Origin of the sequence: Streptococcus mitis (genome assembly GCF_000722755.1) — a bacterium.
Taxonomy (GTDB): Bacteria; Bacillota; Bacilli; order Lactobacillales; family Streptococcaceae; genus Streptococcus; species Streptococcus mitis_CM.
Genome location: NZ_JPFY01000015.1, coordinates 236,951 through 260,005, shown reverse-complemented (window position 1 = coordinate 260,005; position 23,055 = coordinate 236,951). Strand labels below are relative to the sequence as shown.

Here is a 23,055-nt window from a genome sequence, read left to right as displayed (position 1 = left end):
ATGATTTATTCAAAAGAAATTGTTAGAGATTGGCTGGATGAAGTAGCAGAGCGGGCCAAGGACCATCAGGAGTGGGTGGATGTCTTTGAGCGTTGCTATACAGACACCTTGGACAATACGGTTGAAATCCTAGAAGATGGCTCAACCTTTGTGCTCACAGGAGATATTCCTGCCATGTGGCTTCGAGATTCAACAGCCCAACTCAGACCCTACCTTCATGTGGCTAAAAGAGATGCCCTCCTGCGTCAGACCATTGCAGGTTTGGTCAAGCGTCAGATGACCTTGATTCTCAAGGATCCTTATGCCAATTCCTTTAACATTGAGGAGAATTGGAAGGGTCACCATGAGACTGACCACACAGACCTTAACGGCTGGATTTGGGAACGCAAGTACGAGGTAGACTCGCTTTGCTATCCTTTGCAGCTGGCTTATCTCCTCTGGAAAGAGACTGGCGAGACTAGTCAGTTTGATGAGACTTTTGTCGCAGCGACCAAGGAAATTCTTCATCTGTGGACAGTGGAACAAGACCACAAGAACTCTCCTTATCGTTTTGTTCGGGATACGGACCGCAAGGAAGACACCTTGATAAATGATGGATTTGGCCCTGACTTTGCAGTGACAGGCATGACCTGGTCAGCTTTTCGTCCGAGTGATGACTGTTGTCAGTATAGTTACTTGATTCCGTCAAATATGTTTGCTGTAGTAGTCTTGGGTTATGTTCAAGAAATCTTTGCAGAACTAGACCTAGCTGATAGCGAGAGTGTTATTGCTGATGCTAAGCGTCTCCAGGATGAAATTCAAGAAGGAATTGAAAACTACGCCTACACAAGCAACAGCAAGGGCGAAAAGATTTATGCCTTTGAAGTGGATGGTCTAGGAAATGCCAGCATCATGGATGATCCAAACGTACCAAGTCTGCTGGCTGCACCTTATCTGGGTTACTGTTCGGTCGATGATGAGGTGTATCAAGCAACTCGTCGTACCATTCTGAGCCCTGAAAATCCATACTTCTACCATGGAGAATACGCTAGCGGTCTCGGAAGTTCTCATACCTTCTATCGCTATATCTGGCCAATCGCCCTTTCTATCCAAGGTTTGACAACAAGGGATAAGGCAGAGAAGAAATTCTTGCTGGATCAGCTGGTTGCCTGCGATGGGGGGACAGGTGTCATGCATGAAAGCTTCCACGTGGATGACCCAACTCTCTACTCTCGTGAATGGTTCTCTTGGGCTAACATGATGTTCTGTGAGTTGGTCTTGGATTACTTGGATATCCGCTAAGGAACACGCTTTAGCGCAACTGATTCTTGGAAAGAATCACAAATTTACATTTAAAACGTTAACAATAAAAATTTAAATTTAGAATGAGGTTTTACTTCATGGAAAATGTTGTCGTACATATTATCTCACATAGTCACTGGGACCGTGAGTGGTACTTGCCTTTTGAAAGCCACCGTATGCAGTTGGTGGAATTGTTTGACAATCTCTTTGATCTCTTTGAAAATGACCCTGAGTTCAAGAGTTTCCACTTGGATGGTCAAACCATTGTCCTTGATGACTACTTGGAAATTCGCCCTGAAAACCGCGACAAAGTCCAACGATACATCGACCAAGGCAAACTTAAAATTGGTCCTTTTTACATCTTGCAAGATGACTACTTGATTTCAAGTGAAGCCAATGTCCGTAATACTCTTATCGGTCAGCAGGAGGCTGCAAAATGGGGCAAATCTACTCAGATTGGTTACTTCCCAGATACTTTTGGAAATATGGGACAAGCTCCTCAAATCCTTCAAAAATCAGGCATTCACGTGGCAGCCTTTGGTCGTGGTGTGAAACCGATTGGATTTGACAACCAAGTTCTCGAAGATGAGCAGTTTACTTCCCAGTTTTCAGAAATGTACTGGCAGGGTGCGGACGGAAGTCGTGTCCTCGGGATTCTCTTTGCCAACTGGTATAGTAATGGGAATGAAATTCCAGTTGATAAAGACGAGGCCTTGACCTTCTGGAAACAAAAACTGGCAGACGTGCGTGACTACGCTTCGACCAACCAATGGTTGATGATGAACGGATGTGATCACCAGCCTGTACAGAAAAATCTGAGTGAAGCCATTCGTGTGGCAAATGAACTCTTCCCAGATGTAACCTTTGTTCATAGTTCCTTTGATGAATATGTTCAAGCTGTGGAAAGTGCCCTACCAGAGCAGTTATCAACGGTTACAGGTGAGTTGACCAGTCAGGAAACAGACGGCTGGTACACACTTGCCAACACTTCTTCATCTCGTATTTATCTCAAACAAGCCTTCCAAGAAAATAGCAACCTCCTAGAGCAAGTTGTAGAACCCTTGACGATTATCACTGGGGGCCACAACCACAAGGATCAGTTGACCTATGCTTGGAAAACACTTTTGCAAAATGCGCCGCATGATAGTATCTGTGGTTGTAGCGTGGATGAAGTTCACCGTGAGATGGAGACACGTTTTGCCAAGGTCAACCAAGTAGGAAACTTTGTTAAGAGAAATCTTCTTAACGAATGGAAGGGTAAAATCGCTACAGCTAAGGCTCAAAGTGATTATCTCTTTACTGTCATTAACACAGGCTTGCATGATAAGGTTGATACTGTCAGCACAGTGATTGATGTTGCGATTTGTGATTTTAAGGAATTGCACCCAACAGAGGGATACAAGAAGATGGCTGCCTTAACCTTGCCAAGTTATCGTGTGGAGGACTTGGATGGTCGTCCTGTAGAGGCTAAAATCGAAGACCTCGGAGCTAATTTTGAGTACGATTTACCAAAAGATAAGTTCCGCCAAGCTCGTATCGCTCGACAAGTGCGCGTGACAATTCCAGTTCACCTAGCGCCACTTTCTTGGACAACCTTCCAATTGCTGGAAGGAGAGCAAGAACACCGTGAAGGCATTTACCAAAACGGAGTGATTGATACTCCATTTGTAACGGTGAGTGTGGATGACAATATCACAGTCTATGACAAGACAACTCACGAAGCCTATGAAGATTTTATCCGCTTCGAAGACCGTGGGGACATCGGAAACGAGTATATCTATTTCCAACCAAAAGGAACAGAGCCAATCTATGCAGAGCTTAAGGGCTACGAGGTCTTGGAAAACACAGCTCGCTACGCTAAGATTTTGCTCAAACATGAATTGACCGTGCCTGTCAGTGCAGATGAAAAGCTAGAAGAAGAGCAAAAAGGCATCATCGAGTTTATGAAGCGTGAGGCTGGACGGTCAGAAGAATTGACAAGCATTCCTCTTGAAACTGAGTTGACTGTCTTCGTTGATAATCCACAAATCCGTTGCAAGACTCGCTTTACTAACACTGCCAAAGACCACCGTATCCGTCTCTTGGTCAAGACTCACAACAAGCGTTCAAGTAATGATTCTGAAAGCATTTATGAGGTAGTGACACGACCAAACAAACCAGCAGCTTCATGGGAAAATCCTGAAAATCCTCAACACCAACAAGCCTTTGTTAGTCTGTATGACGATGAAAAAGGTGTGACTGTATCCAACAAGGGATTGAATGAATACGAAATCCTTGGAGACGACACCATTGCAGTGACTATTTTGCGTGCATCAGGTGAGCTAGGTGACTGGGGTTACTTCCCAACACCAGAAGCACAATGCTTGCGTGAGTTTGAAGTCGAGTTTGCGCTTGAATGCCACCAAGTCCAAGAACGCTTCTCAGCTTTCCGTCGTGCTAAGGCCTTGCAGACACCATTTACCAGCCTTCAGCTTGCTAAACAAGAAGGAAGCGTGGCTGCGACTGGTAGCCTCTTGAGCCATTCTGTTCTCAGCATACCGCAAATCTGTCCAACAGCCTTTAAGGTAGCTGAAAATGAAGAAGGCTATGTCCTTCGCTACTACAATATGTGTAGTGAAAATGTACGTGTACCAGAAAGTCAACATCTCTTCCTTGACCTACTTGAACGACCATACCCAGTTCATAGAGGACTCATTTCACCACAAGAGATTCGTACAGAATTCATCAAAAAAGAAGAAATTTAATTTCAAAAAGTAAACATAAAGAGAAAGGAGGGGCGAAAAGGTAAGAACTAACTGCTGATTCGCCCCTTTTTATGGTAAAAACAATGACTATTGCAACGATTGATATCGGAGGGACTGGGATTAAGTTTGCCAGTCTGACTCCTGATGGGAAAATACTGAATAAGACAAGCATTCCAACGCCTGAAAGTTTGGAGGATTTACTAGCTTGGCTAGATCAACGCTTGTCAGAGCAGGATTACAGTGGGATTGCTATGAGCGTTCCAGGTGCGGTCAATCAAGAAACAGGTGTGATTGATGGCTTCAGTGCGGTGCCCTACATCCACGGATTTTCTTGGTATGAGGCGCTTAGCTCTTATCAGATTCCTGTCCATCTAGAAAATGATGCCAACTGCGTTGGACTCAGTGAATTACTAGCTCATCCAGAGCTTGAAAATGCAGCCTGTGTCGTGATTGGGACAGGGATTGGCGGAGCCATGATTATCAATGGTAGACTTCATCGAGGTCGCCACGGCCTGGGTGGAGAATTTGGCTACATGACCACCCTTGCCCCTGCTGAAAAGCTCAACAACTGGTCGCAACTAGCGTCAACTGGAAATATGGTGCGCTACGTGATTGAAAAATCTGGTCAGACTGACTGGGACGGTCGCAAGATTTACCAAGAGGCCGCAGCAGGAAATACCCTTTGCCAAGAAGCCATTGAGCGCATGAACCGTAATCTGGCGCAAGGCTTGCTCAATATCCAATATCTTATCGATCCAGATGTCATTAGTCTGGGAGGCTCTATCAGTCAAAATCCAGATTTTATTCAAGGTGTCAAGAAGGCTGTAGATGACTTTGTTGATACCTACGAAGAATACACGGTCGCACCTCTTATCCAAGCCTGCACCTATCATGCAGATGCCAATCTCTATGGTGCCCTTGTCAACTGGTTACAGGAGGAAAATCAATGGTAATTTTTACAGGAATTAGCAGTAAACAACATCAAGCTATAGAGTTGCTTCAAAAGCACATTTCTCTACCAGCTGTGGAAGTAGCTGTCGCTCAGTCTGACCAAGCCTCTATCTCTATCAAGGGTGAGGGTGGCCATTATCAACTAACTTATCGCAAATCTCACCAACTTTATCGTGCCTTGTCCTTGTTGGTAACAGCTCTAGCAGAAGGTGATAAAGTAGAGATAGAAGAACAAGCAGCTTATGAAGATTTAGCCTACATGGCAGACTGTTCGAGAAATGCGGTGCTGAATGTGGCTTCTGCCAAGCAGATGGTTGAGGTCTTGGCTCTCATGGGCTACTCAACCTTTGAGCTCTACATGGAAGACACTTACCAGATTGAAGGGCAGCCTTACTTTGGCTATTTCCGCGGTGCTTATTCAGCAGAGGAGTTGCAGGAAATCGAAGCTTATGCCCAGCAGTTTGATATGACCTTTGTGCCATGTATCCAGACTTTGGCTCACTTGTCAGCCTTCGTCAAATGGGGTGTCAAGGAAGTGCAAGAACTCCGTGATGTAGAGGACATTCTTCTTATCGGCGAAGAAAAGGTTTATGACCTGATTGATGGCATGTTTGCTACTCTATCTAAACTGAAGACTCGCAAGGTCAATATTGGGATGGACGAAGCCCACTTGGTTGGTTTGGGACGCTACTTGATATTGAACGGTGTTGTGGATCGTAGTCTCCTCATGTGCCAACACTTGGAGCGCGTGCTAGATATTGCTGACAAATATGGTTTCCACTGCCAGATGTGGAGCGATATGTTCTTTAAACTTATGTCAGCAGATGGCCAGTACGACCGTGATGTGGAAATTCCAGAAGAAACTCGTGTCTACCTAGACCGCCTCAAAGATCGTGTGACCTTGGTTTACTGGGACTATTATCAGGATAGCGAGGAAAAATACAATCGCAACTTCCGCAACCATCACAAGATTAGCCATGACCTTGCATTTGCAGGAGGTGCTTGGAAGTGGATTGGTTTCACACCCAATAACCATTTCAGCCGTCTCATCGCTATTGAAGCCAATAAAGCTTGTCGTACCAATGATATTAAAGAAGTCATCGTAACTGGTTGGGGGGATAATGGTGGGGAAACAGCCCAATTCTCTATCCTACCAAGCCTGCAAATCTGGGCAGAACTCAGCTACCGCAATGACTTAGACCGTTTGTCTGCTCATTTCCAGACCAATACAGGTCTATCGGTTGAAGATTTTATGCAGATTGACCTTGCCAACCTTTTACCAGACCTACCAGGTAATCTCAGCGGGATCAATCCTAACCGCTATGTCTTTTATCAGGATGTTCTCTGTCCGATCCTTGACCGACATATGACACCTGAACAGGACAAGCCCCACTTCGCTCAGACAGCTGAGATTCTTGCTGACATTAAAGAAAAAGCTGGCAACTATGCCTACCTCTTTGAAACTCAGGCCCAGTTGAATCAGATTTTAAGTAGCAAAGTCGATGTGGGCCGGCGCATTCGTCAGGCTTACCAAGAAGGTGATAAAGAAAGCTTGCAAGAAATCGCCAGACAAGAATTACCAAAACTCAGAAGCGAGATTGAAGACTTCCATGCCCTCTTTAGTCATCAATGGTTGAAGGAAAACAAGGTCTTTGGCTTGGATACGGTTGATATCCGTATGGGCGGGCTCTTGCAACGCATCAAGCGAGCAGAAAGCCGCATCGAGGCTTATCTGGCAGGTCAGCTGGACCGTATCGATGAGCTAGAAGTGGAAATCTTACCATTTACTGACTTCTACGCAGACAAGAACTTCGCAGCCACAACAGCCAACCAGTGGCATACCATTGCGACAGCTTCGACGATTTATACAACTTAATACTCTTCGAAAATCTCTTTAAACTATGTCAGCTTCCGTCTGCAACCTCAAAACAGTGTTTTGAGCAACCTGCGGCTAGCTTCCTAGTTTGCTCTTTGATTTTCATTGAGTATAAAAACAAGAACACCTTGCCTTGAGCAGAGTGTTTCTCGTGAAACATCCCTTTCTTAAACAAGTACTCCACATAAAATAATTTGTGGAGTTTTTTCTATAATTAGTAGTTTAACCTAACCTTCAAATAGGAGTATACTAATAATGTAATCGTTATCAAAAGTCTAAAAAGGAATTTTTAGATGGATATCAAAATAAAAAAGGGAGGAAATTATGAATAAGTTTTCAAAAACCTTGAGAGACAATTGGATCTTTCTCTTGATGGTTTTGCCAGGGGCACTCTGGTTGATTCTATTCTTCTACATTCCAGTATTTGGGAACGTGGTTGCCTTTAAAGACTACCACATGACCAGTAATGGATTTATAGATAGTATCGTGAATAGTAAATGGGTCGGACTCGATAATTTCAGATTCTTGTTTAGTTCAAAAGACGCCTTTATCATCACTCGAAATACTGTCCTCTACAATCTAGGCTTTATCTTTATCGGTTTGATTGTATCAGTAGGGATTGCCATCATCCTCAGTGAACTCCGTTCTAAGAGAATGGTTAAGATCTTCCAAACTTCCATGTTGTTCCCTTACTTCTTATCTTGGGTTATCATCAGTTTCTTTACAGATGCCTTCCTAAACATTGATAAAGGGGTCTTCAACCATTTCCTAGAGTCTATTGGGATGAAGGAAATTAATTTCTACGCTAACTTAGGCATCTGGCCATATCTCCTACTTTTCCTAGGTATTTGGAAAGGTTTTGGATATAGCAGTGTCATGTACTATGCGACAATCATGGGAATTGATCCAACCTACTACGAAGCAGCGACAGTGGATGGGGCCAGCAAATGGCAACGAATTCGCAATGTCACCATTCCGCAGTTGACACCGCTGGTAACCGTATTAACTATCCTTGCAGTCGGAAATATCTTCCGTGCAGACTTTGGTCTCTTCTACCAAATCCCCCACAATGCTGGTCAGCTTTATAACGTAACCAATGTCTTGGACGTATATGTATATAATGGCTTGACTCAGACAGCAGATATCGGGATGGCTTCAGCGGCAGGTCTCTATCAATCAGTAGTCGGCTTGATTCTGGTTATCCTATCAAACTTACTTGCAAGACGAGTTGATCCAAACTCAGCCTTGTTCTAGAAAGGAGGAGAATATGGCAGAAAAGAAAATTAAAAAGAAAAAATTGATAATGTCGGCATTCACTCCTTCAGTAAGAAAGCAGATATCTTCTTTAGTACCATTTCTGGTTTGGTTGCCCTCTCTTGTATCCTACCCTTCGTATTCGTTATCGTTATTTCGGTAACAGATGAAAAGAGTATCCTCCAAAATGGATATAGCTTCTTCCCATCTCAATTTGGATTAGATGGATTTGAGTTCTTGGCACAGTTTAAGGATAAAATCCTCCAAGCCCTCTTCATCTCAGTCTTTGTAACCGTAGTTGGAACATTGACAAATGTCTTTATCACAACAACTTATGCTTACGCCATTTCACGAACAACCTTTAAGTACCGCAGATTCTTTACAATTTTCGTTCTACTTAGTATGTTGTTTAACGCTGGTTTGGTACCGGGTTATATCGTGGTAACTCGTTTACTTCAACTTGGTGATACAGTTTGGGCCTTGATTGTTCCAATGCTTCTCTCACCATTCAACATCATCTTGATGCGTTCCTTCTTCAAGAAGACCATTCCAGAAGCTATTCTCGAATCTGCTCGTATTGATGGTGCCAGTGAAGCTCGGATCTTCTTCCAGATTTGTTTGCCATTGTCACTTCCAGGTATCGCAACCATCACGCTTTTGACAGCTCTTGGTTTCTGGAACGACTGGTTCAACGCCCTTCTTTACATCAAGAGTGACAACTTGTATCCATTGCAATATTTGCTTATGCAAATCCAGCAAAATATGGACTACATTGCAAAAGCAGTCGGCCTATCTGGCCAACTGGGAGTTGCTCTACCAAAAGAAACAGGTCGTATGGCCATGGTTGTGGTTGCAACCCTTCCAATCGCGATTCTGTATCCATTCTTCCAACGCTACTTTGTTAAAGGGTTGACGATCGGTGGTGTGAAAGAATAGCACTTGTTGAGAAACACCGTTTCTCCCTTCCCAACTTCATCTTAGTGACTGAAGTTAAAAATCATTAAATCGTTTATAAGTTTAAAAATAAAAAAAGGAGTTTTTATCATGAAAAACTGGAAAAAATATGCTTTTGCATCTGCTAGCGTAGTCGCTTTGGCTGCTGGTCTTGCTGCCTGTGGAAACCTTACAGGTAACAACAAAAAAGCTGCAGATACTACTTCAGGTGAAAAACCTGTCATCAAAATGTACCAAATCGGTGACAAACCAGACAACTTGGATGAATTGCTAGAAAATGCAAACAAAATCATCGAAGAAAAAGTCGGTGCTAAATTGGATATCCAATACCTTGGATGGGGTGACTATGATAAGAAAATGTCTGTTATCACATCATCTGGTGAAAACTATGATATCGCATTTGCATCTAACTATGTCGTAAATGCTCAAAAAGGTGCTTACGCTGACTTGACTGATTTGTACAAGAAAGAAGGAGCAGAGCTTTACAAAGCACTTGACCCAGCTTACATCAAAGGGAACACTGTAAACGGTAAGATCTATGCAGTACCAGTTGCAGCTAACGTTGCATCATCTCAAAACTTTGCCTTCAACGGAACTCTTCTTGAAAAATATGGTATTGACATTTCAGGTGTCACTTCATACGAAACACTTGAACCAGTCTTGAAACAAATCAAAGAAAAAGCTCCGGATGTAGTACCATTTGCGGTTACGAAGAACTTTATCCCATCTGATAACTTTGACTACCCAGTACCAAATGGACTTCCATTTGTTATCGACCTTGAAGGAGACACTACTAAGATCGTAAACCGTTACGAAGTACCTCGTTTCAAAGAACACTTGAAGACTCTTCACAAATTCTATGAAGAAGGATACATTCCAAAAGACGTAGCAACCAGCGACACTTCATTTGACCTTCAACAAGATACTTGGTTCGTTCGTGAAGAAACAGTAGGACCAGCTGACTACGGTAACAGCTTGCTCTCACGTGTTGCGAACAAAGACATCCAAATCAAACCAATCACTAACTTTATCAAGAAAAACCAAACAACACAAGTTGCCAACTTTGTTATCTCAAACAACTCTAAGAACAAAGAAAAATCAATGGAAGTGTTGAACCTCTTGAACACGAACCCAGAACTCTTGAACGGTCTTGTTTATGGTCCAGAAGGCAAGAACTGGGAAAAAATTCAAGGTAAAGAAAACCGTGTACGCGTCCTTGATGGCTACAAAGGAAATACTCACATGGGTGGATGGAACACTGGTAACAACTGGATCCTTTACATCAACGAAAACGTTACAGACCAACAAATCGAAGATTCTAAGAAACAATTGGCAGAAGCTAAAGAATCTCCAGCACTTGGATTCATCTTTAATACTGACAATGTGAAATCTGAAATCTCAGCAATCTCTAACACAATGCAACAATTCGATACAGCTATCAACACTGGTACTGTAGACCCAGATAAAGCTATTCCAGAATTGATGGAAAAATTGAAATCTGAAGGTGCTTACGATAAAGTATTGAACGAAATGCAAAAACAATACGATGAATTCTTGAAAAACAAAAAATCATAAGATCAATTGATTTCGTGTATTCATTCCTAATTCCTAAAAATTGAATCACTGTTTTCCTCAGGCTTATCTGGGGGAGGCAGTGATTTTTTGAAACGAGAGCATAGATATCTGTGTTTTCTTATCGCTGTTTAACCATTCAGGAAATCTCAAATACCATTCAGGAAATCTCAAATACCATTTAGGATTTGGAGTAAGTATTTAGGAAAATATAGCTTATATTAGAGATGTCTCGAGTTTACAAAGGAGGGTTCATATGAAGAGGTATCAACTTCTATTCAAAATAAGTGCAGTCTTCTCTTACTTATTTTTCGTATTTGGTCTTTCTCAGCTGACGCTTATTGTTCAAAATTATTGGCAATTTTCTTCCCAGATTGGCAATTTCGTCTGGATTCAAAATCTCTTGAGTTTGCTATTTAGCGGAGTCATGATTTGGATTCTGGTTAAGACAGGTCATGGTTATCTCTTTCACATTCCAAGAAAAAAATGGCTTTGGTATTCGATTTTGACTGTATTAGTGGTAGTGCTCCAGATCTCTTTTAACGTTCAGACAGCTAAACATGTTCAGTCAACTGCTGAAGGTTGGGCTGTATTGATCGGTTATAGTGGGACCAACTTTGCTGAGCTAGGTATCTATATAACTTTGTTCTTTCTGACTCCACTTATGGAAGAGCTAATCTATAGAGGATTACTGCAACACGCCTTTTTTAAGCATTCGAGATTTGGCCTTGATTTGCTTCTTCCGTCAATTTTATTTGCTCTTCCTCATTTTTCAAGCCTGCCTAGTTTGTTAGATATCTTCATCTTTGCAACATCTGGCGTCATCTTTGCTAGTTTGACCCGCTATACCAAGAGCATTTATCCTTCCTATGCGGTGCATGTGATTAATAATATTTTCGCGACCTTACCATTTTTGCTGACTTTTTTACAGAGGGTGTTTGGGTAAAATATTAGCATGAGAGTTAGGAATGATAGTTTTTCAATTTAAGGTGGGAAATAAGAATGACACCATTAAAATGGTTTGCCGGAGGCAGTGAAAGGCGTTGTGAAGCCAGGACTATCATAAATTATCTATTGGAAGATATAAAGGATACGCCTCAACTGACTCCCTTGAAAAATCTGTTAGTGAGTTATAAAAGACGATTAGAGGACGATGGGACCTCTACTCCATTTATTTTGAGTCAAATGAATGTTGACCTTGCGCGCGTATTGATTGATAATAAGTTGATTTTGTCAGAAAGTCAAGCTAGGCAAATCAAAAAATTGAGAGAACTATCTGCTATTCGCTATGGTTACTGATGAAGTGCAGGGATAAATCCCTTTCTACAATTTCCAGTCAAATAAATTGCATTCGTTTTCTCAAGCAGGTATACTAGTATAGTTAGATGAAAAATTCTGAAAATTTAAGAATAGAAAAGAGAACAAATCTTATGGCAAAAGATATTCGTGTCTTACTTTACTACCTTTACACTCCAATTGAAAATGCAGAGCAATTTGCTGCAGACCACTTGGCTTTCTGTAAATCAATCGGCCTTAAAGGCCGTATCCTAGTCGCTGACGAGGGAATTAATGGAACAGTTTCAGGTGACTACGAAACAACTCAAAAATACATGGACTACGTTCACAGCCTCCCAGGCATGGAAGACCTCTGGTTCAAGATTGACGAAGAAAATGAACAAGCCTTCAAGAAGATGTTTGTTCGCTACAAGAAAGAAATTGTCCACCTTGGTTTGGAAGACAACGACTTTGACAACGACATCAACCCACTTGAAACAACAGGTGCTTACCTGTCTCCAAAAGAGTTCAAAGAAGCTCTTCTTGACGAAGATACAGTTGTCCTTGACACTCGTAACGATTACGAGTACGATCTAGGACATTTCCGTGGGGCTATCCGCCCAGATATCCGCAACTTCCGTGAGTTGCCACAATGGGTTCGTGATAACAAGGAAAAATTCATGGACAAGCGCGTCGTGGTTTACTGTACAGGTGGTGTTCGCTGTGAGAAATTCTCAGGTTGGATGGTCCGTGAAGGCTACAAAGATGTCGGCCAATTGCACGGAGGAATTGCAACTTACGGTAAAGACCCAGAAGTCCAAGGTGAACTTTGGGATGGGAAAATGTACGTCTTTGACGAGCGTATCGCTGTAGATGTTAACCATGTCAACCCAACCATCGTAGGGAAAGACTGGTTTGATGGAACACCATGTGAACGTTATGTCAACTGTGGAAATCCATTCTGTAACCGTCGTATCTTGACATCAGAAGAAAATGAAGACAAGTACCTTCGTGGATGCTCACACGAGTGCCGTGTTCACCCACGTAACCGCTATGTTTCAGAAAATGAATTGACACAAGCTGAAGTTGTCGAGCGCTTAGCCGCTATCGGTGAAAGCTTGGATCAAGCAGCTATTGTATAAGATTAAACAGTCCTCAGGGGCTGTTTTTCTATGCTTTTTACTCAAAAATCTAAAGTTTGTTTCTGTATCTTTCAGGAAAATAGGGTATACTATATGTAAACGATTTCAAAGGAGTCCAGTTATGACGAAAACATTTTTTATTCCAAATAAACAGAGCATTTTAGGAGAACAGGAAATTTTGACTGCCAAGTCTATCTTGGCCTTGATAGATGGTTTGGAGTCACATAGCTATGATGCAGTCTATCTCCGTCAGCCTCTTAACCGTCTCGAGTATATCGAATGTGCGATAGTGGGACAATCACAATTTCTCTTTAAAGTTAGCTATGCTGATGATCACAAGGCTTACCGTATTGATCTTCCTGACTTACTCACGAAGACAGACTGGCAGATTATCAAATCATTTTTAGATGGCCTGCTTGCTTACACAGGAACTGAGATTGAAGGACTAGATGGTTTTGATTTTGAAGCTTATTTCCAAGCAAGTATTCAAGCCTATCTAGCAGACACTGCAGCTCGTTTTACGATTTGTCAAGGAATCTTTAATCCTGTTTTCTTTAGTCATGAGGACTTGAAGAGCTTTTTAGAGGCAGATGGCTTGGCACAGTTTGAAGCACGTGTACGTGCAGTTCAAGAGACAGATGCCTACTTTGCAAGAGTTTCCTTCTATCAGGATGGAGAAGGCCAAGTGCACGGTGTTTACCATCTGGCTCAAGGCGTCAAGACTGTTTTACCGAGAGAACCATTTGTTCCTGCTGCCTATATTGAGCAATTGGTGGATAAGGAAGTGCAGTGGGAGATTGACTTGGTTCAAATCACAGGAGAAGGCTCTAGACCAGAAGACTATGAAGCCATTTCCCGCTTGGACTATGCAAAATTCCTAGAGTCATTACCATCAGCATCTTACCACCAACTAGACGCCAATCAATTAGAAATACAACCCATCTTAGAAAAAGATTTTAAAACATTAGCACAAGAAAAGTAAAGCAGAAGCAGGTCAATTGACTTGCTTTTTGATATAGAAAAAATCCTGCCATGGAAGACAGGATTGAATCTTAAAGAAAGGCTAAGATACGGAGATAATCCCCAATCAGTGCCACTTCAGCTACAAAGAAGAGGAGGATAATGACTCCGTTCACAAGGACAGACAAGAATAACTGATAGAAAGAGTCGGTTTCACTTGCTTGACTTGGCCTTGTAATGATATGGAGACTAGCGAGCAGAATGATTCCAACACTAATCACACACAAGAGGGCTGTAAATCGTAGGCTATCAAAGAAGGCAAAGAAACTAGCAATAGCAGCGAGGATGATTGGGATGGCCAAGAGTTGACTATATTGTTGGAAGACCTTTTCTAGCGTCCAGTCTTTTTCCTGGTGGATAAATCGTCTCACAACGAAACTACCCAAGAGGAATGAAAAGAAGAAGAGTGTTGTTGCTACTAGGATAGAGATAATCGAAAAGAGATTTAATGAAGCAAATTGTTCAGGGGAGTGATTATGCATAGTTGCTATATGTCCATAGTAAGCATGTTTGATGTGGTAGATACTAAAGAAAAAGGAAGATGCAGAAAACAGAATGAGTAAGAGAAAGGCTGTGTAGCTGTGTGTGCTACTTGTTTCAAGCTTGCTTGTAGGAGATTTGATTGCTTCCATTAACCAAGACCAAAAATCAAGTACTTGCTCTTTCCATCTATCCGTAGATTTTGGAGCTTGGTCGGGGATATAGGGACTTTCTAAGGATTGACTGATAAGAAGGGGATCTTTCGTGGTTGGTTTTTGCTGAGGAAGTGCTTCTTGACTCTCTTCAGCTATAGTGACTTTTTCTGTTGCTTTAGAAAGATCTTGCTCTTCCTCAGTAGAATCTAATGCTTTCTTTTCTTCTATTTCTGTTCTCGCTTCACCGTTTTCAGGCGTTTCAATTTTCTCTTCTTGCTGGTTTTCAAGTTCGATTTCAGCTTGAGAGACTTCCTCCTCTACTTGAGTATTTTTTTCAATTGGTGCATCGAGATCGGCTATCGTTTCTTCAGTTTTATCTATCATTTCTTGTGATAAATCTTCTGATTTGTTTTCATTTGGTGATTTAACAAAATCATTACTTTCAAACCATTCTTGTGTCATAGTAGGACCTCCTTTTTAGTGGGCTATGCGTTATAGTGGTCGATATAAATAGGTTTGTTAAGGTCTGTTGGCTGTAATTTCAAGACTAATATAATCATCAGCCTTAGCTATGAGTTGACCTTTTGTATCAGTTTTTTCAGTTTTGTAAGGGTTACTCAATTCGTTGGGGTGGCGTTGACTCTCGTCTTTCGATAACTGATAAATAGGACCATAGTGACTTGAGAGGTCTAAGTTGATTTCTTGGCTTTCTTTTTGAGTTAGCGTGATACTAAGTTCATTTTTAGAAGTTAGTTCTACCTTACCATATACTTTAATATTGTCAACGTAGAAGTGATTTTCTGTTGACTCTAGCTGACTATCTGTCAGTTCTGTGCTAAAGATATTGATGATATTTGGTGTCGTGAATTTGCTGTTTTTGATACGACTTCCTTCAATTCGGAGGAGATAACCATTTGTATTGAGAGTTGCATTTTCAAGACTGGCATTGGTGATACTAGTTTGACCACGATTGGCTGAGATATTGATCCTTTTGAGAGCTCTTCCTTTTGGAACTTGTAGAATAACTTCTTCAAAACGACGAGAGTAGCTACTTGCGATATGGAGAATCCCGCCAATTCCTGAAGAGAGATATGGAGTTTCAGACAGTTTTTTATCCGTTAGGCTCAGAGTTTTGTCGTTTTGATTTGTGACAAGATCATGGTTAGCAGAAATAGATGGATGGTAAGAAATGTGGATTTGATCATCCAAAGAGTCTGTGATGGTTAGCGCGTGCTGGTGGAGAGTGATATCTAGGTTTTCGACTTCCTTGCCAAAGGTCAGCTCTTCCATCCGACTATCATAGACAGGTTCCTTGGACATGGCAAGTAGGCTCTTAATTCCGTCAGATTGGATGCCTACAAAAAGCAGGATAAAGCCGATAATGGTAGTCACCACACCAAAAATGAGAAATCCTTTTGTCAATTTACGCATGCTGGTTACCTCTCTTTCCTTTTTTAAGAACAAATTGCACCAGGCGCACAATGAGTAGAGCGAAGAAGCGAGCTACATAGGAGATACCTAGTAAGACTAGTGAAGAAGCACCAATAGCCAGTAAACCAGAACCGAAAATCAAGATAAAGGCTGATTTAGCTTGGGCGAGGACAGTGAAACTTTCAACTAAAAATAGGAATCCGCCGATGATACCAAGTATGGAAACCGCAAAGAAAGCCAAGATGACAGTCAAGGCTGCCACAAGGATTGCGAACAGGGCCGTGAGGATGGCGAGTCCCAGAGGAATACCGATGGGTGCTGCAAGTAGGGCTAACAAGGCGATATGCAAAATTTGTCGGTTATTTTTTTGAGCGGGTGCTTCATTGATTTTTTTATCGAGGAGATTGGAGAGAACTTCGTGGGCTGCTTCCTTAGGAGTTCCCAAGCTAGCGATGAGTTCTTCTTCTCCTTCGACTCCAGCATCGTCAAAGAGTTCGCTGAAATAGTCCATGGCTTCGATGCGGTCAGCTTCAGGTAGTTTCTTGAGATAGAGTTCTAGCTGAGTCAGGTATTCAGTTCTTGTCATGGCGGATACTCCCTTCTATGATGCCATTGATAGTGTCTGTATAGAGTGTCCATTCATCTTTTAGGGTCACGAGCTGCTCCACACCACGGTCTGTTAAGGAGTAGTATTTGCGCATGCGACCCTGGAACTCTCTAGAATAGGTTGTCAGAAAGCTATTGCCTTCCAATTTTTTGAGAATGGGATAGAGTGTAGATTCTTTGATATTAGCGATCAGCTTAATGGTCTGGCTAATCTCATAACCATAAGAATCATCCTGCTCCAGTACAGCCAAGATGAGAAATTCAATCAAGGCAGAGGATGTTGGAAAGTACATGGGAAACCTCCTTTTCTAATGTGTAGGATTTTTATATATAATTTTTCTATACATACATTGTACATCTAAAAGAAAGCCCTGTCAAGAAATATGTGTAAAATTTTTATATATAAAAAACTTCTAGGCAAAACTAGAAGTTTAGAGGATTTTATCAGCTCTGTCCACTGTAAAGAGGGCCACAGTCATGATGATATCGACGAGCAAGAGGGCAGCTACAGCTGGTACCCAAGAGTGGAAAAGGTCAAAACTGTAACCAAATAGCGTTGGTCCAAAGGCTGCTAGGATATAGCCTCCTGTTTGAGATAGACCGGATAATTGGGCTGTCTTTTCAGGAGCGCTTGTCTTGAGTGAAAAGTTGACCATGAGATAAGGGAAGAGGGCACTGGTTGCGGTTCCGATGAGGAGATGGATGGCAAGCCAGTAAATGAAATTATTGATCGGGAAAAAGAGCATGGAAATGCCGACCACGCCAGCCAGTGAAACCAGAGTGAGCATGAGCTGACGGTTGCGAGTAGACAAGCTGGTTGTCAGGCTTGGGATGGTCATTGAAAAAGGAATGCTAATCAGAGAGAAGATAGAGGTCAGCAAGCCAGCTTCGTGACTGGATAGGCCTGCATGGATAGCCATGGTAGGTAGCCAGGTCATAGCAGTGTAAAAGAGCAAGGATTGAAAACCTGCAAAGACAATCACTGCCCAGACCTGTTTATTATGCATGACCTTTGCTTTGCTTTTTTGTTTGGTTTGTGGAGCCAGTCTGTGATTATAGCGGTGATTTGGGAGCCAGACCAAAAAAGTTGCTAGACAGAGCAGGGTGAGGAGGATGATAAGTCCTTTCCAAGAACTGGCTTGTGTAATAGGCACAGCTAGATAGGAAGCTAGAGACGTCGCAACCCCCATAGACGTTACATATAAGGTGGTCAGAAAACCAATCTTCTTTGGTTGATTGGCTTGGATAAGACTAGGAAGCAGCACATTGATGACTGCGATACTTGCTCCAACCATCAAGGTTCCTAGATAGAGCAGGGGCAGATTGATTAGTCGAATCAGAGAACCGATAGTCAAGAAGAAAAGGCTGTAGGTAAAGAGATGCTCTAAGCCGATTTTCTGAGCCAGTCGGGTAGAAAATAGTGAGAAGAGGGTAAACATGAGGAGAGGAAGGCTGGTCAAGACACCAAGTGAACTAACTTCGACTCCCAGCCCTTGCGAAATATCTCCCAAAATAATGGGTAAAACAGTAAAAGGAGTCCGCAAGGAAACACCAATTAGTATAATACCTGGAACAAAAAAGAGTGATTGCTTTTTCATATAATACCTCTTCTAGCTGATTTTAATAACAGCTTATTTTAAGGCTTTTTCACTATAATGTCAAGTAAGGTTTCTGGCTTTCAAGATAAAAATGGGAAAGTCTTGAAAATTATGATAAAATAGTGGAAGGAAATCTATACATTGGAGAAAAATTGTGTCTGAAAAGCAAAAAATCAGCGTATTGATGTCGGTCTATATCAAGGAAAATCCGACATTTTTAAAGGATGCTATTGAGAGTGTTCAAAATCAGACCCTGAAACCGAGCGAGTTAGTTCTGGTTGAGGATGGGCCTTTGACACCTGAGCTCTATCAGGTATTAGACCAGGTGGAAGCTGAGTCTGATATTCCAGTGCAACGCTGTCCTCTTGAGCAGAATCAAGGTTTGGGTCTGGCTCTTCGACAGGGTGTTTTGCAGTGTCAGTACGACATCATCGCTCGTATGGATACGGATGATATAGCTGTTCCAGACCGTTTTGAGAAACAGGTTCAGCTAATGGAGAAGGAGAACCTCGACCTATTAGGTGGCCATATTGCAGAGTTTATTGACAATCCTGATGAGATTGTTTCTTACCGTCGTGTTCCAACCCAGCATGCAGATATTGTAGCTTATCAAAGGATGAGAAGTGCCTTTAACCACATGACTGTCATGTTCAAGAAGGACATGGTTCTCAAGGCAGGCAACTATGAAGATGGCCTTTATATGGAGGATGACCTCCTCTGGCTCAACATGATCGCTGCAGGAGCCAAGACTGGAAATCTGGATCAAATCTTGTGTAAGGTTCGTGTCGGAGCAGGGATGTTTGAGCGTCGTGGGGGACTGCGTTACCTCAAACTCTATCGTCAAGCTCGTCAACGGATGCTGAAGAGAGGACAAATTTCTTACATGGAGTATGCCAAGAGTGTTGCGATTCAGATGGTTGTTGCCCTTTGTCCAGGATTTGTCCGACAGTTTATTTTTATGAAACTGTTACGAAAAAGCAATTAAAAGATTGTAGCAAATCGTAAACTGGAGAAAAAGTGTTATAATAACAATATAATACTCTTCAAAAATCTCTTCAAACCGCGTCAACGTCGCCTTGCCATAGGTATATGTTACTGACTACGTCAGTTCCATCTACAATCTCAAAACAGTGTTTTGAGCAACCTGCGGCTAGTTTCCTAGTTTGCTCTTTGATTTTCATTGAGTATAATCATCCAGCTCTTTTAAGGAGGAGTAAATTTCTATGAATAAAAAACTCACAGATTATGTGATTGATCTGGTGGAAATTTTAAATAAACAACAAAAACAGGTTTTCTGGGGAATATTTGATATTTTGAGTATGGTGGTTTCCATCATTGTATCTTATATCTTATTCTACGGATTGATTAATCCAGCACCTGTTGACTACATCATCTACACGAGTTTGGCCTTCCTGTTCTATCAATTGATGATTGGATTTTGGGGATTGAACGCTAGTATTAGTCGCTACAGCAAGATTACGGATTTCATGAAAATCTTTTTTGGTGTGACTGCTAGCAGTATCTTGTCATATAGTATCTGCTATGCCTTCTTGCCTCTCTTCTCCATCCGTTTTATCGTGCTCTTTATCTTATTGAGTACTTTCTTGATTTTATTGCCACGTATTACTTGGCAGTTAATCTACTCCAAACGCAAAAAGGGAAGTGGTGATGGAGAACACCGTCGGACCTTCTTGATTGGTGCCGGTGATGGTGGAGCTCTCTTTATGGATAGTTACCAACATCCAACTAGTGAATTAGAACTTGTCGGTATTTTGGATAAGGATGCGAAGAAAAAGGGTCAAAAACTTGGTGGAATCCCTGTTTTGGGTTCATATGATAATCTGCCTGAATTAGCCAAACGCCATCAAATTGAGCGTGTTATCGTTGCGATTCCGTCACTTGACCCGTCAGAGTATGAACGTATCCTGCAGATGTGTAATAAGCTGGGTGTCAAATGTTACAAGATGCCTAAAGTTGAAACGGTTGTTCAAGGACTTCACCAAGCAGGTGGAGGCTTCCAGAAGATTGATATCACAGACCTTTTGGGCCGTCAGGAAATTCGTCTTGACGAATCGCGTCTGGGAGCAGAACTTACTGGAAAAACAATCTTGGTTACAGGTGCTGGCGGTTCAATCGGTTCTGAAATCTGTCGCCAAGTTAGCCGCTTCAATCCTGAACGTATTGTCTTGCTCGGTCATGGGGAAAATTCAATCTACCTTGTGTATCATGAACTGATTCGTAAGTTCCAAGGGATTGATTATGTACCAGTTATCGCAGATATTCAAGATTATGACCGCTTGTTGCAAGTCTTTGAGCAGTACAAGCCAGCTATTGTTTATCATGCGGCTGCCCACAAGCACGTTCCTATGATGGAGCGCAATCCAAAAGAAGCCTTCAAAAACAATATCCGTGGAACTTACAACGTTGCTAGGGCTGTTGATGAAGCCAAAGTACCTAAGATGGTTATGATTTCGACAGATAAGGCGGTTAATCCACCAAATGTTATGGGAGCAACCAAGCGCGTGGCTGAGTTGATTGTCACTGGCTTTAACCAACGTAGCCAATCAACCTACTGTGCAGTTCGTTTTGGAAATGTTCTTGGTAGCCGTGGTAGTGTCATTCCAGTCTTTGAACGTCAGATTGCTGAAGGTGGGCCTGTAACGGTGACAGACTTCCGCATGACCCGTTACTTTATGACTATTCCAGAAGCTAGCCGTTTGGTTATCCATGCTGGTGCTTATGCTAAAGATGGAGAAGTCTTTATCCTTGATATGGGCAAACCAGTCAAGATTTATGACTTGGCCAAGAAAATGGTCCTTCTAAGTGGACACACTGAAAGCGAAATTCCAATCGTTGAAGTTGGAATCCGCCCAGGTGAAAAACTCTACGAAGAACTCTTGGTTTCGACCGAATTGGTTGATAACCAAGTTATGGATAAGATTTTCGTGGGTAAGGTCAATGTCATGCCTCTAGAAGCCATCGATCAAAAGATTGAAGAGTTCCGCACTCTCAGCGGAGATGAGTTGAAGCAAGCCATTATCGCCTTTGCCAATCAAACAACCCACGTTGAATAAAAAAGAAAAATGCATATTATCAGGTCTGAAGAACCTTGGTAATATGCATTTTGTTATGTAGAGATTTACTCCATTTTCTTCTGAAATAGAGTTGTCACCCAGTCTATGTTATTGAAAATACCTCAAAACTTCTATGGGTTTGTGAGCGATATAATCAGGCTGATAGTTTAGTAGATCTGCTTGCTCTCCAAATCCCCAAGTGACGGCCAATTTCTGAATGCCTGTTTCTTGAGCTCCCAGCATATCAAACTTGGTATCTCCGATGATGATGGCTTGTTCTGGTTCTAGTTGATGTGCCTGCAAGGCTTGGCGAATGACATCTGCCTTATGAGGTGCTTCAGGGCTGGAACCATAAATGCCATCAAAGAAATGATAGATTCCCAAATTTTTAGTCATATCTTGAGCAGTTGGAGTATTTTTTGTCGTGGTGATATAGAGTGGATAACTGCTCGATAACTCCCCAAGCAAGTCTACAATCTGAGGAAAGAGTTGAGCTTCATGGATGCCTTTTGCCTTGTAGTAAGAACGGTATATCTGGACAGCCTCAGAAATTTGGTCTTTGGGAAGGCAGGTCGCAAAACTACTTTCGAGGGGCGGTCCCATAAAACCACGAATAGTTTTAGCATCAGGGCTAGGCACCCCGAGCTCCTTAAAAGTATGAGTAAAGGCATTGTGAATCCCGATAGAGCTGTCAACGAGGGTTCCATCTAGATCGAAAAAGATAGCTGTGATAGAGGTCATGGTTTCTCCTATTTGATAAACTTATTCTCCGAAAATTTCTTTTTGGAGGCGACGACCAGTAGGGGTGGTAGCGAGTCCACCCTCAGCTGTTTCACGAAAGGCAGTTGGCATGCTTGCTCCTACTTGGTACATGGCATCGATAACTTCATCCACAGGGATTTTAGATTCGATACCTGCCAGGGCCATGTCTGCTGCGATGAAGGCAAAGCTAGCTCCCATGGCATTACGTTTGACACAAGGAACTTCAACCAAGCCGGCAACAGGATCACAGATGAGGCCTAGCATATTTTTAATGACAAAGGCAATGGCTTGACTGGCTTGGTAGGGTGTTCCACCGGCAGCTAGAGTCAAGGCTGCAGCACTCATAGCAGAGGCAGAACCGACTTCGGCCTGGCAACCGCCCTCAGCACCTGAGATAGAGGCGTTGTTTGCGATGACTAGTCCAAAGGCACCGGCAGCAAAGAGGAAATCCAGCTGTTGCTCGTGGCTGAGGTCTAACTTTTCAATAGCAGATGTTAGAACTGAGGGCAGACAGCCAGCACTTCCTGCGGTCGGAGTAGCGCAGACCAAGCCCATTTTGGCATTGTGTTCATTGACTGCGATAGCATTTCGGGCAGCAGAGAGAATTGTGTAATCTGACAGAGTTTTTCCATTTTTGATGTAGTGATCCAATTTGGCTGCATCTCCACCTGTCAGGCCACTACGAGATTTATTTTCATTGAGGCCAAGTTGGACAGAGGCTTTCATGACTTCCAGATTGCGTTCCATGAGAAGGAGGACTTCTTCACGTTCGCGACCGGTCAATTCAAACTCTGTTGTAATCATGAGTTCTGCGACATTTCCTTGAAAGTCCAGATCTGCTTGCTCGACCAATTCTTTGATAGAATAAAACATGCTTCCT

At 42.3% G+C, this 23,055-nt stretch carries 20 protein-coding genes; 13 read left to right on the top strand and 7 right to left on the bottom strand.

Annotation, left to right across the window (positions count from 1 at the left end; all coding sequences use genetic code 11):
• The 11 genes from SK578_RS09720 to SK578_RS09665 all read left to right on the top strand — a co-directional run bounded on the left by SK578_RS09720 (nt 1) and on the right by SK578_RS09665 (nt 14,031).
• Nucleotides 1-1,281: a glycoside hydrolase family 125 protein gene (locus SK578_RS09720; protein WP_042751805.1), complete on the top strand. Its 1,281-nt coding sequence runs from the start codon at nt 1-3 to the stop codon at nt 1,279-1,281.
• Between the two features lie 98 nt (nt 1,282-1,379).
• On the top strand, nt 1,380-4,025 hold the full coding sequence (locus tag SK578_RS09715) for an alpha-mannosidase (RefSeq protein ID WP_042751804.1): 2,646 nt from the start codon (nt 1,380-1,382) through the stop codon (nt 4,023-4,025).
• 83 nt (nt 4,026-4,108) lie between these two features.
• Nucleotides 4,109-4,978 (top strand): ROK family protein, encoded by an 870-nt coding sequence (locus tag SK578_RS09710; RefSeq protein WP_042751872.1) that lies wholly within the window; start codon nt 4,109-4,111, stop codon nt 4,976-4,978.
• On the top strand, nt 4,972-6,852 hold the full coding sequence (locus tag SK578_RS09705; RefSeq protein ID WP_042751803.1) for a beta-N-acetylhexosaminidase: 1,881 nt from the start codon (nt 4,972-4,974) through the stop codon (nt 6,850-6,852). The genes SK578_RS09710 and SK578_RS09705 overlap by 7 nt, the downstream gene beginning before the upstream one ends.
• A 324-nt stretch (nt 6,853-7,176) precedes the next feature.
• Entirely contained in the window at nt 7,177-8,106 is a 930-nt protein-coding gene (locus tag SK578_RS09695; RefSeq protein WP_001032153.1) for an ABC transporter permease, read from the top strand.
• 42 nt (nt 8,107-8,148) lie between these two features.
• Nucleotides 8,149-9,042 carry a carbohydrate ABC transporter permease gene (locus tag SK578_RS09690; protein ID WP_042751802.1) on the top strand — a complete coding sequence of 298 codons (894 nt, stop codon included), beginning with the start codon at nt 8,149-8,151 and terminating at the stop codon, nt 9,040-9,042.
• Nucleotides 9,043-9,150: 108 nt separating this feature from the next.
• Nucleotides 9,151-10,635, top strand: a complete 1,485-nt coding sequence (locus tag SK578_RS09685; protein WP_042751801.1) for an ABC transporter substrate-binding protein — start codon at nt 9,151-9,153, stop codon at nt 10,633-10,635.
• Nucleotides 10,636-10,888: 253 nt separating this feature from the next.
• Nucleotides 10,889-11,578 carry a CPBP family intramembrane glutamic endopeptidase gene (locus tag SK578_RS09680; protein WP_042751800.1) on the top strand — a complete coding sequence of 230 codons (690 nt, stop codon included), beginning with the start codon at nt 10,889-10,891 and terminating at the stop codon, nt 11,576-11,578.
• A gap of 56 nt (nt 11,579-11,634) precedes the next feature.
• Nucleotides 11,635-11,931: a bacteriocin immunity protein gene (locus SK578_RS09675; RefSeq protein WP_042751799.1), complete on the top strand. Its 297-nt coding sequence runs from the start codon at nt 11,635-11,637 to the stop codon at nt 11,929-11,931.
• 131 nt (nt 11,932-12,062) lie between these two features.
• Nucleotides 12,063-13,049: an oxygen-dependent tRNA uridine(34) hydroxylase TrhO gene (trhO, locus tag SK578_RS09670; RefSeq protein WP_042751798.1), complete on the top strand. Its 987-nt coding sequence runs from the start codon at nt 12,063-12,065 to the stop codon at nt 13,047-13,049.
• A 121-nt stretch (nt 13,050-13,170) separates the two neighbouring features.
• Complete coding sequence (locus SK578_RS09665) at nt 13,171-14,031, top strand: DUF4299 family protein (protein WP_042751797.1); 861 nt, start codon at nt 13,171-13,173, stop codon at nt 14,029-14,031.
• Nucleotides 14,032-14,101: 70 nt separating this feature from the next.
• Here the strand turns inward: SK578_RS09665 and SK578_RS09660 are convergent, their stop codons facing one another.
• The 5 genes from SK578_RS09660 to SK578_RS09640 form a co-directional block, all read right to left on the bottom strand.
• Nucleotides 14,102-15,166 carry a DUF6574 domain-containing protein gene (locus SK578_RS09660; RefSeq protein ID WP_042751796.1) on the bottom strand — a complete coding sequence of 355 codons (1,065 nt, stop codon included), beginning with the start codon at nt 15,164-15,166 and terminating at the stop codon, nt 14,102-14,104.
• A 57-nt stretch (nt 15,167-15,223) separates the two neighbouring features.
• A complete protein-coding gene (locus SK578_RS09655; protein ID WP_042751795.1) occupies nt 15,224-16,135 on the bottom strand; it encodes a DUF4097 family beta strand repeat-containing protein in 912 nt (303 codons plus the stop codon).
• The gene (locus SK578_RS09650; protein WP_042751794.1) at nt 16,128-16,721 is read right to left on the bottom strand and encodes a DUF1700 domain-containing protein; all 594 of its coding nucleotides are present in this window, start codon (nt 16,719-16,721) and stop codon (nt 16,128-16,130) included. The genes SK578_RS09655 and SK578_RS09650 overlap by 8 nt, the downstream gene beginning before the upstream one ends.
• The gene (locus SK578_RS09645) at nt 16,708-17,034 is read right to left on the bottom strand and encodes a PadR family transcriptional regulator (protein ID WP_042751793.1); all 327 of its coding nucleotides are present in this window, start codon (nt 17,032-17,034) and stop codon (nt 16,708-16,710) included. Before SK578_RS09645 ends, SK578_RS09650 begins: the two co-directional genes overlap by 14 nt.
• 138 nt (nt 17,035-17,172) lie before the next feature.
• Nucleotides 17,173-18,339 carry a CynX/NimT family MFS transporter gene (locus SK578_RS09640; protein WP_042751792.1) on the bottom strand — a complete coding sequence of 389 codons (1,167 nt, stop codon included), beginning with the start codon at nt 18,337-18,339 and terminating at the stop codon, nt 17,173-17,175.
• 154 nt (nt 18,340-18,493) lie between these two features.
• Between SK578_RS09640 and SK578_RS09635 the strand changes: the two genes are divergently transcribed.
• Both SK578_RS09635 and SK578_RS09625 read left to right on the top strand, forming a co-directional pair.
• Nucleotides 18,494-19,324, top strand: coding sequence for a glycosyltransferase (locus tag SK578_RS09635; protein WP_042751791.1), 831 nt, complete (start codon nt 18,494-18,496; stop codon nt 19,322-19,324).
• Between the two features lie 238 nt (nt 19,325-19,562).
• Entirely contained in the window at nt 19,563-21,413 is a 1,851-nt protein-coding gene (locus tag SK578_RS09625; protein WP_042751790.1) for a polysaccharide biosynthesis protein, read from the top strand.
• Nucleotides 21,414-21,521: 108 nt separating this feature from the next.
• Here SK578_RS09625 and SK578_RS09620 read toward each other — a convergent pair whose 3' ends face one another.
• Nucleotides 21,522-22,154 carry an HAD hydrolase-like protein gene (locus tag SK578_RS09620; protein ID WP_042751789.1) on the bottom strand — a complete coding sequence of 211 codons (633 nt, stop codon included), beginning with the start codon at nt 22,152-22,154 and terminating at the stop codon, nt 21,522-21,524.
• A 21-nt stretch (nt 22,155-22,175) separates the two neighbouring features.
• Nucleotides 22,176-23,048, bottom strand: coding sequence for an L-serine ammonia-lyase, iron-sulfur-dependent, subunit alpha (gene sdaAA / locus SK578_RS09615; protein ID WP_042751788.1), 873 nt, complete (start codon nt 23,046-23,048; stop codon nt 22,176-22,178).
• Nucleotides 23,049-23,055: the final 7 nt, after the last annotated feature.